This is a genomic window from Nonomuraea sp. NPDC049378, from assembly GCF_055586745.1.
Genome location: NZ_JBVJHP010000001.1, coordinates 750679 through 765808 on the forward strand (window position 1 = coordinate 750679; position 15130 = coordinate 765808).

Annotated in this window: 11 protein-coding genes; 6 read left to right on the forward strand and 5 right to left on the reverse strand. The window is 69.4% G+C overall.

Annotated features, from left to right (window positions below):
• Positions 1-109: 109 nt before the first annotated feature.
• Together ACZ6SA_RS03410 and miaB are read right to left on the reverse strand one after the other, a co-directional pair.
• Complete coding sequence (locus ACZ6SA_RS03410; protein ID WP_465826411.1) at positions 110-676, reverse strand: hypothetical protein; 567 nt, start codon at positions 674-676, stop codon at positions 110-112.
• A 1122-nt stretch (positions 677-1798) separates the two neighbouring features.
• Positions 1799-3292, reverse strand: a complete 1494-nt coding sequence (miaB, locus tag ACZ6SA_RS03415) for a tRNA (N6-isopentenyl adenosine(37)-C2)-methylthiotransferase MiaB (protein WP_465826413.1) — start codon at positions 3290-3292, stop codon at positions 1799-1801.
• A 138-nt stretch (positions 3293-3430) separates the two neighbouring features.
• On the opposite strand from miaB, the gene ACZ6SA_RS03420 reads away from it, so the two are divergent.
• From ACZ6SA_RS03420 to ACZ6SA_RS03445, 6 genes are all read left to right on the forward strand, one after another.
• Positions 3431-4186: an amino acid ABC transporter ATP-binding protein gene (locus ACZ6SA_RS03420; RefSeq protein WP_347620236.1), complete on the forward strand. Its 756-nt coding sequence runs from the start codon at positions 3431-3433 to the stop codon at positions 4184-4186.
• Between the two features lie 17 nt (positions 4187-4203).
• Positions 4204-5064, forward strand: a complete 861-nt coding sequence (locus ACZ6SA_RS03425; RefSeq protein WP_465826414.1) for a glutamate ABC transporter substrate-binding protein — start codon at positions 4204-4206, stop codon at positions 5062-5064.
• Positions 5065-5122: 58 nt separating this feature from the next.
• On the forward strand, positions 5123-5791 hold the full coding sequence (locus tag ACZ6SA_RS03430) for an amino acid ABC transporter permease (protein ID WP_443150239.1): 669 nt from the start codon (positions 5123-5125) through the stop codon (positions 5789-5791).
• A complete protein-coding gene (locus tag ACZ6SA_RS03435) occupies positions 5788-6654 on the forward strand; it encodes an amino acid ABC transporter permease (RefSeq protein ID WP_465826416.1) in 867 nt (288 codons plus the stop codon). The genes ACZ6SA_RS03430 and ACZ6SA_RS03435 overlap by 4 nt, the downstream gene beginning before the upstream one ends.
• Before the next feature lie 143 nt (positions 6655-6797).
• Positions 6798-7643: a glutamate ABC transporter substrate-binding protein gene (locus ACZ6SA_RS03440; protein WP_347643107.1), complete on the forward strand. Its 846-nt coding sequence runs from the start codon at positions 6798-6800 to the stop codon at positions 7641-7643.
• Positions 7644-7691: 48 nt separating this feature from the next.
• Entirely contained in the window at positions 7692-9500 is a 1809-nt protein-coding gene (locus tag ACZ6SA_RS03445; protein ID WP_465826417.1) for a S9 family peptidase, read from the forward strand.
• Here the strand turns inward: ACZ6SA_RS03445 and rny are convergent.
• From rny to recA, 3 genes are all read right to left on the reverse strand, one after another.
• Positions 9497-11113 (reverse strand): ribonuclease Y, encoded by a 1617-nt coding sequence (gene rny, locus ACZ6SA_RS03450; protein ID WP_347641623.1) that lies wholly within the window; start codon positions 11111-11113, stop codon positions 9497-9499. The genes ACZ6SA_RS03445 and rny overlap by 4 nt on opposite strands.
• A 624-nt stretch (positions 11114-11737) precedes the next feature.
• On the reverse strand, positions 11738-12277 hold the full coding sequence (gene recX, locus ACZ6SA_RS03455; protein WP_465826418.1) for a recombination regulator RecX: 540 nt from the start codon (positions 12275-12277) through the stop codon (positions 11738-11740).
• A gap of 662 nt (positions 12278-12939) precedes the next feature.
• Complete coding sequence (gene recA, locus ACZ6SA_RS03460; protein ID WP_465826420.1) at positions 12940-15120, reverse strand: intein-containing recombinase RecA; 2181 nt, start codon at positions 15118-15120, stop codon at positions 12940-12942.
• Positions 15121-15130: the final 10 nt, after the last annotated feature.

The following is a 15130-nucleotide window of genomic DNA, read 5'->3' on the forward strand; positions in this document are numbered from 1 at the left end:
ACCGGCGCCGCACGAGCGCGAGGGGGACGCGAGCACCCGGGCGCTCAATGGCGAGCGGCCCCCGGCCTCCCTGACGCCTTCGATGGGCGAGTGGCCCTTCGTGACACCTTCAGCAGCCGGCCTTGGCGCACTGGCCGTTGACCAGGCCCCCCGGGCCGTCGGCCGGGGTGTCGGCCTCGTCCTGCGCGGGCTTGCTCGGGGACGTCGTCGCGGGCTTCTTGCCGGTGTTGGTCTGCTTGGTGCCATCGGACGGGTTGGAGCCCGTCGAGCCCGTGTCGTGGTTGCCCGGGCCGCCCTCGCCGTCGTTGTCCGTCCCGGCGTCGCCCATGCTGCCGTCGTCCTCGCCGGTCGGCAGGTTGTCGTCAGGGGCGTCGGTCCTGGCGTCACCCATGGTCGCGTCGTCGTCACCCTGGAGTTCTTCGTCGCCGGCCGCGCTCTGCGAGGGCGCCGGCTGGGAGGCGCCTCCGGGCCGTGCGGGATCGGCGGGGTCTCCCGCCAGGAAGTAGCCGCCGCCGGCCGCCGCCACCAGTGCGACCGCCACCGAGGCGACGATCATGGCGATCTTCTTGTTGTTCTTCGAGGACTTGTGCCCTGGCGGCGCATTCCTCGAAGCCAGGCGGGTGTCCCCAGGCCCCTCCAGGATCTCCTGATGATCCGGCTCACGCGAACCTTGCATGGTGTTGCAGCTCCCTGCGGTCGTATCGGGAAAGCTCACCGGCTTCCGCGGGTGATGGACCACACTAGCCGCAACACCGGAATGCTCGCAGAACAATCACGAAGGAATCACGACTTGTCCCCCCTTAGATCCATAAGACCAGGTAGCCGCGCCAACCTGGCACCGCTGGCCGGAACAGCCGGGGTACTCGTCACCGCGACCCTGGGAATTTTCCTGGCATTCACCGACTCCTCAGAACCGTCTCCGCAAAGCTCCGCCGAATTCGATCAGGAATCTCCGCATTCCTCAAGATCGATAACGCCTTCGCCGCCACTCTGGGCGTCGAACATGACACAAAGGGCGACCGCCTCCCGAACTTCCGGGCCATTTCCTGGAACGTTCCCGCAACCGCCCTCACAGACCGTGGACGCCGTGATGGGGCCGTTGGCGCCGCCGTGGATCCAGCCCGTCCCGCCGCCCTGGGACATCACGGGAACGCCGCCCTGGGGCACCCGAACGCCTCCCCGGGACGCCCCGGCACCGCCCTGGGGCACGCACGAACCCGTCCGCCCCTCACCTGCCACGGGCCCGCCGGCCGCGACCGCGCCCCCGGGGTCACCGGCGCCCTTTCCCGGACGCACGGCCGCGCCTCCACCGCCCTTCCGCGACCGGTCGGCGGCTCCCGGGCCACCCGTGCAGGTACGGTCCGCGGCGCCCGGCCCGGCGGGCTCGCCCTCTCCGCAGTCGCCCCCTCAGCCGCCTCCCCGCGACCCAGCGCCGACCAGGCGCCCGGCCGTCCCCGCGCCTCCGGCACGCGGCATCGACCCCTGCGCCACGTTCGACGACTTCCGCCGGCAGCCCTGCTACAGCTTCCTCGACCGCCTCACTCGCTGACGCTTGGCCATCGGGATGCGGCCGTGAGAGCGCCTGTCCGGCGCCCGGGCACCGGACAGGCGGGCCAGAGAGCAGGGGAGACAGGTGGGCAGGTGGTGTGCCGGGTATCTGGGGACGTCGCGCCACCGATCCGGCCGAGCCCTGATCCGGGAACGAAGCGGGCTTCCCGGCCGGGGAGCGTCTGCCTGGCGGCCTCGGCGAGCGCGGCGAAGGGAGGCGTCAGCCCTCGGGCGGAGGGCTGCGCCTTGGTCAGTGGGCTGAGCAGGCGCCCGACGGGGCGGTGGTGGGAGCGGGGCGGCCGACGGTGGGCATGCCGAGCAGCACCCCCGGCCCCGTGGAAGGACCGGCCTGGCGGGACTCCCAGGCGTCGCCCGCCCGCGTCCGCCTGACCGCGTACGCCGGCCCGTCCGCCACCAGGTGGTGCGGGGCCGCGTACGTCACCTCGACCGTCACCATGTCACCCGGCCGGGGAGCTTCCGAGCCCACGGCGAAGTGCACGAGCCGGTTGTCGGGCGCGCGGCCGGACAGCCGGCGGGTGGCGTCGTCCTTGCGCCCCTCGCCCTCGGCGACCAGCACCTCGAGCGTCCGGCCCACCTGCTTCTTGTTCTCCTCCCACGAGATCTCCTCCTGGAGGGCCACCAGCCGCTCGTAGCGTTCCTGGACGACCTCCTTGGGGATCTGGTCGTCCATGGTGGCCGCCGGCGTGCCGGGACGGATGGAGTACTGGAAGGTGAAGGCGTTGGCGAAGCGGCTCTGCCTGACGACGTCGAGCGTGGCCTGGAAGTCCTCCTCGGTCTCGCCGGGGAAGCCGACGATGATGTCGGTCGAGATGGCAGCGTCCGGCATGGCGGCGCGCACGCGTTCGATGATGCCGAGGTAGCGCTCGGCGCGGTAGGAGCGGCGCATCGCGCGCAGCACCCGGTCGGAGCCCGACTGCAGCGGCATGTGCAACTGGTGCATGACGTTGGGCGTCTCGGCCATGGCGGCGATCACGTCGTCGGTGAACGCGGCGGGGTGGGGCGAGGTGAAGCGGACCCGCTCCAGGCCCTCGATGGAGCCGCACGAGCGCAGCAGCTTGCCGAAGGCCAGCCGGTCGCCGAACTCCACGCCGTAGGTGTTGACGTTCTGGCCCAGCAGCGTGACCTCGAGGACGCCCTGGCCGACGAGGGTCTCGACCTCGGCCAGGATCTCGCCGGGCCGGCGGTCCTTCTCCTTGCCGCGCAGGGAGGGGACGATGCAGAACGTGCAGGTGTTGTTGCAGCCGACCGAGACGGCCACCCAGGCGGCGTAGGCGGACTCGCGCCTGGTGGGCAGCGTCGAGGGGAAGACCTCGAGCGACTCCTTCAGCTCGACCTGCGCCTCGCCCTCGATGCGGGCGCGCTCCAGCAGCACCGGCAGCGAGCCGATGTTGTGGGTGCCGAAGACCACGTCGACCCATGGCGCCTTGCGGACGATCTCGCCCTGGTCCTTCTGGGCGAGGCAGCCGCCCACGGCGATCTGCATGCGCGGGTTGCTCACCTTGGCGGGCCGCAGGTGGCCGAGGTTGCCGTAGAGGCGGTTGTCGGCGTTCTCCCGCACGGCACACGTGTTGAACACGACCACGTCGGCGGTCTCGCCGTCGGGGGCGGGCACGTAGCCGGCATCCTCCAGCAGGCCGGAGAGGCGTTCGGAGTCGTGGACGTTCATCTGGCACCCATATGTGCGCACTTCATAGGTGCGGGCGCTTTCCTGGGTCACAGTCATGGCGCTTTCCAGGGTAGTCGTTGTCAGGCTTGAGACGGCCCGTACCGATCTAAAAGACCAGCTTGACGGCACGATGTGATCGGATCGGTACCACCCGGTTAGTGACCAGCGTCTTAATGCCCTCTACCGTTTGGGTGCATGACGGAGAACGGCGACGGCGCTCCACTGGTTCGGTTGGAGAACGTCAACAAGCACTTCGGGGCGCTGCATGTCCTGAAGAACATCAACTTGACCGTCTCTCGTGGCGAGGTTCTGGTCGTCATCGGCCCGTCGGGCGGCGGGAAGTCCACGCTCTGCCGCGCGATCAACCGGCTGGAGACGATCAGTGACGGGCAGATCATATTTGACGGCCAGGTGCTGCCCGAGGAGGGCAAGGCCCTGGCGAGGCTCCGTTCCGACGTCGGCATGGTCTTCCAGTCGTTCAATCTGTTCGCTCACAAGACCATCCGGGAGAACGTCACGCTCGGCCCGATCAAGGTGCGCGGGATCGCGCGCGATGCGGCCAACAAGCGTGCGATGGAGCTTCTCGAACGGGTAGGTATCGCAGCACAGGCGGACAAGTATCCGGCCCAGCTGTCGGGTGGCCAGCAGCAGCGGGTCGCCATCGCCAGGGCACTGGCGATGGACCCGAAGATGATCCTGTTCGACGAGCCGACCTCGGCACTGGACCCCGAGATGGTGCAGGAGGTGCTCGATGTCATGGTCGGGCTGGCCCGTGACGGGATGACCATGGTGGTCGTCACGCACGAGATGGGTTTCGCCCGCCGCGCCGCCAACCGCGTCGTGTTCATGGCAGACGGGCAGATCGTCGAGGAGAACACCCCCGACGAGTTCTTCACCAACGCGCAGACCGACCGGGCGCGCGACTTCCTTTCGAAGATCCTCACGCACTGAGATTGAGGCAGGTACACATGCACATGCGTCGAACGGGAGCGGTGCTCTCGGTAGCGGCTCTGGCCGCCGGCCTGACGGCTTGTGGTGGCGGCGAGCAGACGTACGCCACCGTGCTGGAGAAGGTCCAGGGCGCCAACACGATCGTGGTCGGCACCAAGTGGGACCAGCCGAGCCTGGGCCTGAAGATGGGCGCCGAGCCCGAGGGATTCGACGTTGACGTGGCCAAGGCCCTGGTGAAGGAGCTGGCCGGCGGCAAGGAGGTCGAGATCGAGTGGAAGGAGTCGGCCTCGTCCAACCGTGAGCCGTTCCTCCAGAACGGCACGGTCGACATGGTCGTCGCCACCTACTCCATCACCGAGGAGCGCAAGGGCAAGGTCACCTTCGGCGGCCCCTACGTGATCGCCCACCAGGACGTCATGGTCCGCAAGGACGACACGTCGATCAACAGCCCGCAGGAGCTCAAGGGCAAGAAGATCTGCAAGGCAGCCGGCTCCAACTCCTACAAGCGCATCACCGAAGGGCCGCCGGACGGCGAGCTCGACATCGACGCCACGACCGTCGACGCGGCCAACTACTCCGAGTGCGTGCAGAAGCTGACCGGCAGCAACCTCGACGCCGTCACCACCGACGACCTGATCCTGGCGGGCTTCGCCAAGCAGGCGGGCGGCAACTTCAAGGTGCTGGGCCAGGGCTTCACCGACGAGAAGTACGGCGTCGGCCTGAAGAAGGGCGACACGAAGACGTGCGAGGCCGTCAACGCCGCGGTGAAGAAGCTGTGGGACAACGGCACCATGAAGCAGCTGCTGGACAAGTGGTTCGGCGGCATCCAGGGCCTGAAGCTGTCGGAGGCCGCGCCGCCGGCCGAGGGCTGCAGCTGATCACGTCGGCGACGGCGGCCGGCCCCCCGGCCGCCTTTCGCCCCTGCGGTGGAGCACGATGGACGAACTAATCACGTACGCCCCCGACCTCGCGTTGGGATTCCTGGAGAACGTCAAGCTCGCGCTCGTGGCCCTGGTCGCATCGCTGATCCTCGGCACGATCCTGGTCGCGATGCGGGTCTCCCCCACGCCGGTGTTGCGCGCGGCGGGCACGATCTACGTCAACGTTGTCCGTAACACCCCCCTGACACTGGTGCTGGCGTTCTCGGCGCTGGGCCTGAGCGACCAGCTGGGCCTGATCTTCTCCGACGAGCCGCGGTCCAACTCGTTCTGGCTCGTCGCGATGGGCCTGTCGCTCTACACGGCGGCCTTCGTGTGCGAGGCGCTGCGCTCGGGTGTCAACACGGTGCCGATGGGGCAGGCCGAGGCCGCCAGGGCGATCGGCCTGACGTTCAGCCAGTCACTCACGATGATCATCCTGCCGCAGGCGTTCCGCGCCGTGGTCGCCCCGCTGGGCAGCGTGATCATCGCCATGATCAAGAACACCACGGTCGCCACCGCCGGCGGGTTCCTCGCCGATGCGGCGGCCGTGATGAAGGAGACGTTCGACCAGACCGGCGCGTCGATCCCCATCTTTCTCGGCATCGTCGTCGCCTTCATGGTGCTGACCATGCCGATCGGGTTCTTCACCGGCTGGTTGTCGCGGCGCCTGGCGGTGGTCCGATGAGCACTTCTGTCCTGTTCGACGCCCCCGGGCCGCGCGGGCGGGTGCGCAACCACGCCCTCACCGTCGTCAGCGTCATCGCCGTCGGGGCGGTCGTCTACGGCGTCTACAAGGGGTTCGACGCCAAGGGCCAGTGGGAAGGCAAGATCTGGCAGCCGTTCCTGCAGTGGGAGACGTGGGAGTTCTACATCATCCCGGGTCTCATCGGCACCCTGAAGGCGGCGGCCGTGGCCGCGGTGCTCGCGCTCGCCTTCGGCGCGATCTTCGGCCTGGCCCGGCTCTCGGACCATGCCTGGATCAGGGTCCCGGCCGGCGTGGTGGTGGAGGTCTTCAGGGCCATCCCCCTGCTGCTGCTGATCTTCTTCATCTTCTACCTGGCCCCGTTGCTGCTGGGCGGCGGCGACTACGCGTTCATGGCGGTGGTCGTCGGCCTGATGCTCTACAACGGCTCGGTGCTCGCCGAAGTCGTCAGGGCCGGCGTGCAGGCCGTCCCCAAGGGGCAGTCGGAGGCCGCCTACGCGGTGGGCATGCGGAAGAACCAGGTCATGCGGCTGGTGTTGTTGCCGCAGGCCGTCACGGCGATGATGCCGGCGATCGTCAGCCAGCTCGTGGTGCTGCTGAAGGACACCGCGCTCGGCTACATCATCGCCTACGTCGACCTGCTCAACACCGGCTTCAAGATCCTTCCTGCCCGGTTCTTCGGCTCGTTGATCCCGGCGGCGATCGTCATCGGCATCATCTACGTCGCGCTCAACATGGCCCTGAGCTACCTGGCCACCTGGCTGGAGGGGCGGAGCAGGCGCAGCCGCAAGACGGCCGCCAAGCCGGTCACGCCGGCCGTGGGCATGGGCGAAGGCGCCGCCTGACGGTGTACGGGCGGTGAACGCGCCGCCCGTACACCGATAAATCCCCAAGAAAGTCCCACTTCTCCGTTGGAGGCGTTGAAACACCGGCCTGCGCGCGTTATTCAGCCGACAAGCTCCTCTTACAGGAGATGATCGGGGTGACCATGCGTGGGGCGGCGCTCGCAGGGGCGGCCATGGCCGTGTGCCTGGCGGCGTGCGGCGGAAACGGCTCATTCTCCACCGTCGCGGAGAAGATCAGAGAAGGCGGCACGGTCACGGTCGGCACCAAGTGGGACCAGCCGGGCGTGGGCCTCAAGACCGGGCCCGGCGCCCCCGAGGGTTTCGACATCGACGTCGCCCGCTACATCGTCCGCCACCTCGCGGGCGGCGAGAACGTGCACATCACGTGGCGCGAGGCCCCCTCCTCAGCCCGCGAGGCGCTGCTCCAGAACGGCACCGTCGACATGGTCGTCGCCTCCTACTCCATCACCATGTCGCGCAAGCCCAGGGTGACGTTCGCGGGCCCGTACGTGACGGCCTACCAGGACACGATGGTCCGCCGCGACGACACCTCCATCCAGAAGACCAGCGACCTGGCGGGCCAGCGCATCTGCCTGGCCAAGGGGTCCAACTCCTACCGGCGCATCGTCGACCCGCCGCCGGACGGCAAGCTGGACCTGCCGGCCATCCTCGTGCCCGCGGCCAACTACTCCGAGTGCGTACGCAAGCTCCTCGACCGCCAACTCGACGCGGTGAGCACCGAGAACCTGTCCCTGGCCGGGTACGTCGAGCAGGACCCCAAGAAGCTCAGGCTGCTCAACGACCCGATCAGCGAGGAGCAGTGGGCCGTCGGCCTCAAGGAGGGCGAGATCGCCACGTGCGAGGCCGTCGACGAGGCGATCACCATGATGTGGGCGGACGGCACGGCCGCCCGGCTGCTGCAGAAGTGGTTCGGCAGGACAGGGCTCGACCTGCCCACGGCGCCACCACCGCCCGCGGGCTGCCCCTGATCCAAGATCCGGCCAGCACGCTCGCCGATCTTCCGGCAGGATGCGGGTATGCCTTTCTGGCCCTCCCCCATCACGACCAGAGACGTGGCGAGCGCAGGCGTGCGTCCGAGCTGGCCCACGATTCGGGGCGGCCGGGTGTGGTGGACCGAGGACCGCCCCGAGGAGGGCGGACGCACCACGATCGTGTGCCGCGCCGCCGACGGCACCCACCGCGAGCTGCTGCGGGCCCCGTGGTGCGCGCGCACCCGCGTGCACGAGTACGGCGGCAGGCCCTACACCGTGGCCCCCGGCGGCGAGGTGGTCTTCGCCAACCTCGACGACCAGCGCCTGTACATCCTGGCGGACGGCGGTGAGCCCGAGCCGCTCACCGGCGACGGCTGCCGCTACGCCGACCTGGTCGTGCACGACGGCCAGGTGTGGGCCGTGCGCGAGCGGCACGGCGACGACGGCAAGGTGACCCGGGCCATCGTGTCCGTCCCGCTGGACGGCGGCGACCCTCGCACCTGGGTCACGGGCTGCGATTTCTACGCCTCCCCCGCCGTCTCCCCTGACGGGCGGCACCTGGCTTACCTCTGCTGGAACCACCCGCTCATGCCCTGGGACGGCACCGAGCTGCGGGTCGTCCGCCTCTCCAGCGGCGAGGAGTGGACCGTGCGCGGCGGGCCCGCCGAATCCGTGCTCGCCCCCGCCTGGAAGGACGACGCCCACCTCTACCTGATCTCTGACTCCTCAGGATGGTGGAACCTCCACGAGACCGGTCTGGGGGGCGCGGATACGCGGGCGGTCCATCCCGCCGAGGAGGAGTTCGCGGCGCCGCCGTGGCAGCTGGGCGGATGGCCGTACACCGTGCTCGGCGACGGGCGCATCGCGATCCTGCACGGGCGCGGCGACCTGCGGATGGGCGTGCTCGACCCCGAGTCGGGCACCCTGACCGACCTCGACGTGCCCCGTTCGGGGTGGGACGCGGCGCTGGCGGCCGAGGGCACGTCCGTGGTCGGGGTCGGCTACTCCGCCACGCTCCCCCGGTCGGTCGTCCAGGTGGACACGGCGGCGGGCACGCACGTCGCGCTCGGCCAGGACGTCGCGCGCCTGCCCGACCCCGCCTGCCTGCCGCTTCCCCGGGCGGTGGAGACGCCGGCCCCCGCGTTCCTCTATCCGCCGCACGGACCGGCGACCACCGGCGTCCCCCCATACGTGATCTTCGTGCACGGCGGGCCGACGGCCTGCGCCGACAGCGCGCTCGACCTGGAGAAGGCGTTCCTGACCTCGCGCGGCATCGGCGTGCTCGACGTCAACTACGGCGGCTCCACCGGCTACGGCAGGCCCTACCGCGACCGGCTGAAAGGGCAGTGGGGCCTGGTTGACGTCGCCGACACGATCGCCGCCGCACGATGGCTGGCCGCCGAAGGCCTGGCCGACCCCGCCAAGATCGCGGTACGCGGCAGCAGCGCGGGCGGCTGGACCGTGCTGGCCGCGTGCTGCCGGTCCGACGTGTTCGCGGGCGGCGTCTCCTACTACGGCATCAGCGCGCTCGCGCCCCTCTCCGAGCACACCCACGACTTCGAGTCACGCTACGTGGAGTGGCTGGTGGGGCCGGAAGACCCGCAGGTCTACGCCGCCCGCGAGCCGCTGGGCCTCGTCGACGACGTGACCTGCCCCATGCTGCTCCTGCAGGGGCTCGACGACCCCGTGGTGCCGCCCCAGCAGTCGGTGGCCTTCGCCGACGCGCTCTCCGAACGCGGCATCCCGTGCACCTATCTCTCCTTCGACGGGGAGTCACACGGCTTCCGCCGCGCCGAGACGCGGGCCGCGGCGCTCGCCGCAGAGCTCGCCTTCTACCAGCAGATCTTCGCCTAACGGGCGAACTCGGTGGCCCTCGACTCCCTGACCACGCTGATGCGGATCTGCCCCGGGTAGGTCAGCTCCTCCTCCACCTGCTTGGCCACGTCGCGGGCGATCACCTGCGCCTGGATGTCGTCGACCGCGTCGGGTTTGACCATGACGCGGATCTCCCGGCCGGCCTGCATGGCGAAGACCTTCTCCACCCCGTCGTACGACTGCGCGATCTCCTCCAGCCGCTCCAACCGCTTGACGTAGGCCTCCAGGGACTCACGGCGGGCCCCTGGACGGCTGCCGCTGATCGCGTCGGCGGCCTGCGTGAGCACCGCCTCGACGGTGCGGACCTCGACCTCGTTGTGGTGCGCCTCGATGGCGTGCACCACGTCCTCCTCCTCGCCGTAGCGTCGGGCGATCTCCGCGCCGATCAGCGCGTGACTGCCCTCGACCTCGTGCGTGAGAGCCTTGCCGATGTCGTGGAGCAGGGCGCAACGCTTCATCAGCCGCTGGTTCAGCTTCAGCTCGGCGGCCATGATGCCCGCGATGTGCGCGGACTCGATCAGGTGCTTGAGGACGTTCTGTCCATAAGAGGTGCGGTAGCGCAACTGCCCGAGCAGCAGCGTCAGCTCGGGATGCATGTCGGTGATGCCCAGCTCGACCAGGGCGTCCTCGCCGGCCCGGGCGCACAGGTCCTGGACCTCCTGGCGGCTGCGGTCATGGGCCTCCTCGATGCGCTGCGGATGGATGCGGCCGTCCAGCACCAGCTTCTCCAGCGTCAGCCTGGCGGTCTCCCTCCGCACCGGGTCGAAGCACGACAGCAACACCGCCTCAGGCGTGTCGTCGATGATCAGGTTGACCCCGGTGGTGGACTCGAAGGCGCGGATGTTACGCCCCTCGCGCCCGATGATCCGGCCCTTCATCTCGTCGCCCGGCAGGTGCAACACGCTGACGACCGACTCCGCCGTCTGCTCCGCCGCCACCCGCTGCACGGCCAGCGTCACGATCTTGGTGGCCCGCTTCTCGCCCTCCTTGCGAGCGGCCCCCTCGATCTCCCTGACGATCAGGGCGGCCTCGCGCTTGGCTTGGTTCTCGATCTCCCTGACCAGCTCCGCCTTGGCCTGCGCGCCGGTCAGCCCGGCGACCCGCTCCAGGATGACCTGCCGCTCCTGCTCGACCTGGAGCAGCTCCTCGCGCCGGTCGGCCAGCTCGACTTCCGTCTCGGCGAGCTTCCTGTCACGCTCGGACTGCCGTCTGGCCTCCTCGTCCAGCCGCTGCTCGCGCTCGGCCAGCCTGGCCTCCCTGCGCTCCAGGTCGGTCCGTAGCTCTTTGAGCTCGGACTTGAGGATCCGGGCCTCCTCCTCGACCTCCCGCCGCATCTGCGCCGCGCTCTCGGCAGCGCTCTCCGACCTGCGCAGGATCTCCTCGGCGTCCGTCTCCGCCTTGTGGCGGATCTCCTGCGCCTCCTCACGCGCCTGCTCGAGCTCCTCGTGAACGGCCTGCATCTGCTCGGAGCTCGGCTTGCCGGAACGTGGCAGAGGGCCGGAGGTGCGGCGTATGACAACGAGGAGCGCGACGATCATCCCGAACGCGAGCACGAGCACCGCCACCATCAGCACCACGACCAGCGGCCCCATGTGCGCCCCGCCCTCCTCGCGTCGTCAACACCTCATAACGCGGCCACAAAACGGGAGGGGTCACAAGCACGCCACGGACAGCCCGGTCATCACCTGGGTCGATGCCCAGCCAAGGCTGACCGGGCGTCGGCTCGGAAAGCCGACACCTCGCCTGCCTCGATCGCCCAAGCTCGCTCGTCCGTCGTTCACCGGTATGGCAATCCGCACTGCGCGGAGTAACTCCCTCACTGCCGTCGAGGTTATGCGTCGAACAGGTCACGAGCAAGCAAACGCGTCTCCAAGCGTGTCTTACGGACCCGCATCGCCACATCCACCACAAGATCCGCCATTGCCCTGGGAAACCGCCGGGATCCGGCACGCTCCCCGTGCCGGACGCGGACATCCTTCAGGCGGCCGCGTTGAATGCGCCAGGCATCCACCAGGCTGACGGCGGGTCAGACTCTCCGGCGAAACGTCCGCTCCCAGCGAGTCAGACTCTCCGGAGGAACGTCCATTCCCAGCGAGGCGAGCTCGCCGGGCCGGACGTCGGCCCTCCCGAGAGGTTGAGTTCCGGGCGGGGTGCTCGTCGAAGGAGAGCGACCATCCCCTTTGAAGCCAGGGGCAGACGTCCCGTCAGGGGTCCCGTCAGGGGAAGTCTTCTTCCATGTCGATGCCCTCCTGTTCCAGGGCCTCGCGGATGACGCGGAAGGCCAGGCCCGACGGGTAGCCCTTGCGGGCGAGCATGCCGGCGAGGCGGCGGGTGCGGGCGCGCGGGTCGAGGGAGCGGGTCGCGGCCAGCTTGCGCTCCACCAGCCGGCGAGCGGTCTCCGCCTCCTGGTCGGGATCGAGGCGGTCGACGGCTTCCTTGACCGTGTCGGTGTCGACGCCCCGATGGCGCAGCTCGGCGGCCAGGGCGCGCTTGGCCAGGCCGCGACCGTGGTGCCTGGAGTCGACCCAGGCCGTGGCGAAGGCCTCGTCGTCGATCAGCCCCAGCTCAGAGAACCGGCTGAGCACCGCCTCCGCGGCGTCGTCCGGCACCTCCCGCTTGCGCAGAGCTTCGGCGAGCTGGGCTCGCGTCTTGGGAGCCATGGTGAGAAGGCGCAGGCAGATGGCCCGGGCCACCGACTCCGGGTCGGCGGCCGGAGCGGCCCCGGCCGGGCTGTCGGCGTCAGGCCCTTCCGGCAACCATCCCCGCGGGCCCTTTCCTGCGCGCCTGCTGGACCGACCGGACCGGCGCCCTCTGCCCGATCGCCTCGCACCGTCCTCACCCCACTCGCCCGCCGGGCTCCCGCTGCCTTCGTCCTGCCCGCCTGAGGCGTTCTCGCCGCCTCCGGCCCACTTGTCAGCTCGGCTCCTGCCTTCAGTGCCCTTCCCGCGGCCCCTGGCATGGTCTTTGCCGAACCAACTGTCCCCGGCCAGCACCTCGGAATGCCATCCGCCGTCTCCGTCGCCGGAAGACCTGTCAGCCGGCCCGCCATCGCGCACGCGGGAGCCGTCGGCCTCCGGAGGCGGGGAGCCGGTGGCTCCTTGCTCCAGCTCTGCCGGGACACCGGGGGCACGCTGTCCATCACGCCCCGAACCATCGCGGTCCAGGCGGGGGCGGCCCGGCGTCGGAGGCGGGCAACCGGGCACGCCGGGACCTTCTGCCGGGCTGCCGGAATCCGTGGCGCCGCCGGGCTCGGGATCGGGGGTGCGAGGACGGTTGCGCCACTCGTCGAGTGATGGCCAGCCGTCCGCCGCCGAGAGAGCGAGGTCACGGCCCCGCGGCGAGGTGGACTTCGGCCAGGCGCCCCGATTGTGTGGCTGGGGCGCCTGTGGCCGCTCGGGGTTGCTCATAGGGTCAGCGATCAGACGTCACCCGGCTTGGGGGTGGACTTGGAACCCCGGCCGGAAGGAGCGGCCGCCGGGGCCGGAGCGGCGGGCTCGGCCGGGGTGTCGAGGCGTGGGCCGACACCCAGCTTGTCCTTGATCTTCTTCTCGATCTCGTTGGCCATGTCGGGGTGGTTGCGCAGGAAGTTGCGCGCGTTCTCCTTGCCCTGGCCGAGCTGGTCGCCCTCGTAGGTGTACCAGGCGCCGGACTTGCGCACGAAGCCGTGCTCCACACCCATGTCGATGAGGCCGCCCTCGCGGGAGATGCCCACACCGTAGAGGATGTCGAAGTCGGCGACGCGGAAGGGCGGCGCCATCTTGTTCTTGACGACCTTGACCCTGGTGCGGTTGCCGACCGCCTCCGTGCCGTCCTTGAGCGTCTCGATGCGGCGGATGTCCATCCGGACCGAGGCGTAGAACTTGAGCGCCTTGCCACCCGTCGTCGTCTCGGGGCTGTTGTGGACCATGACACCGTCGACGAAGTAGTTGTGCGTCCCCTCGATCTCGAGGTCGAACTTCCTCATGGAGCGGGCCTTCGGCTTGATGCGAATGTCAAGGATCCGTGAGGGCACGAGCCGCGGCTCGGGGTCGGCGAACTCCGGCTCGACCGCGAACTGGCCGCGATAGCGAGGCAGGAGCTTGTAGGCCATAGAGGGGTGGACGTAGGGCGCCACCAGCTTCTGGAACGTGGCCGACGATGCCGTGTCGAACTGCAGGACGGCCACGCCCCGGGCCCCGCGATGCTGAACCTGCACGTTGAGGCCATAGGTGTCACACAGGTAGTCGCGAAGACGCTCCTGGGAGCCCTGGCTCATCGCCTCGACGCAGATCTCGATGCGACCGGAACCGCCTTCGGTGCGCTGCTGCAACCCTTTCGAACGGAGCGTGAACGAGCCATCGTCCATGTACCACACCGCCAGAGCCAGAGGTGTCAGCGCCTTGAGGTATTCCGAGGTGATGTGCTTCTTGCCGCCACCGAGGTAGACCACCTGGCGCAGCTCTTCGAGCTCGGGAAGAGGAGTGAAGTCGGCGAAGACCGCGCCCTTGGAGTTGGTGCTGCGGCTGTGGGTGATGTTGCCGAGCATCGAGCACTTCCAGGACAGGTAGTCCTCCTGCTTGGCGCCATGCCCCATGCGGAAGCGAACGCCGGTGCGGCCACGGCGATTGGGCGACAGGTTTCCATCTCCCATCAGCGACCCCAGGATGACCTGCCACTGCTTGTCGCTCAAGCGGTGGGTCTCCGTGAGCATGACGCGATCTCCCGCGATCAGCTCACCGGCGTCACGCCAGCCGCCCGGGGTGCGGATCTGGTGGTTCTCCGTCGCAGCGAACTGGGCCTTTCCGTTTCCGCCCGACTTGGCCACAGTGAACTGCAGGAACCGCTCGGCGTTGCCGTTGTCGAACCAGTTGACAATGCGGCGGGGAACGAGCTTGTCGGTCTCCGGGTCGTAGGAGAGAACCTCGACGTCCATCTTCTGATTGACGATCTTGCCGATTTTCTCCTGTGTGCCGTCGGCGAGCGTGACGCGCGTGCCGTACGACATGCAGCCGAACATCACACCGATCTTCTCGCGGAGCTGGTTGATGAAGATGGCGGTGGTGCCGGTGCTGCTCAGGGCACCGGCGATCTTGCGCAGCGCCTGGGACATGAGGCGGGCCTGGAGGCCGACGTGGCTGTCGCCCATCTCACCCTCGATCTCGGCCTTGGGCACGAGCGCTGCCACCGAGTCGATGACGATGATGTCGACGGCGCCGGACCTGATGAGCATGTCGGCGATCTCGAGCGCCTGCTCACCGGTGTCGGGCTGGGAGACCAGCAGGGCGTCGGTGTCGACGCCGAGCTTCTTGGCGTATTCGGGGTCGAGGGCGTGCTCGGCGTCGACGAACGCCGCGATGCCGCCGGCCCGCTGGGCGTTGGCCACCGCGTGCAGGGCGATGGTCGTCTTGCCCGAGGACTCAGGGCCGTAGACCTCGACGATGCGGCCACGCGGCAGGCCGCCGATGCCGAGGGCCACGTCGAGGGAGATCGACCCGGTGGGGACCACCTCGATGGGAGCTCGGGCGTCGTCGCCCAGGCGCATCACTGAGCCCTTGCCGAACTGCCGCTCGATCTGGGCGAGTGCGGTCTCGAGGGCCTTCTCGCGGTCGTTGATAGCCATGGAACTCCCC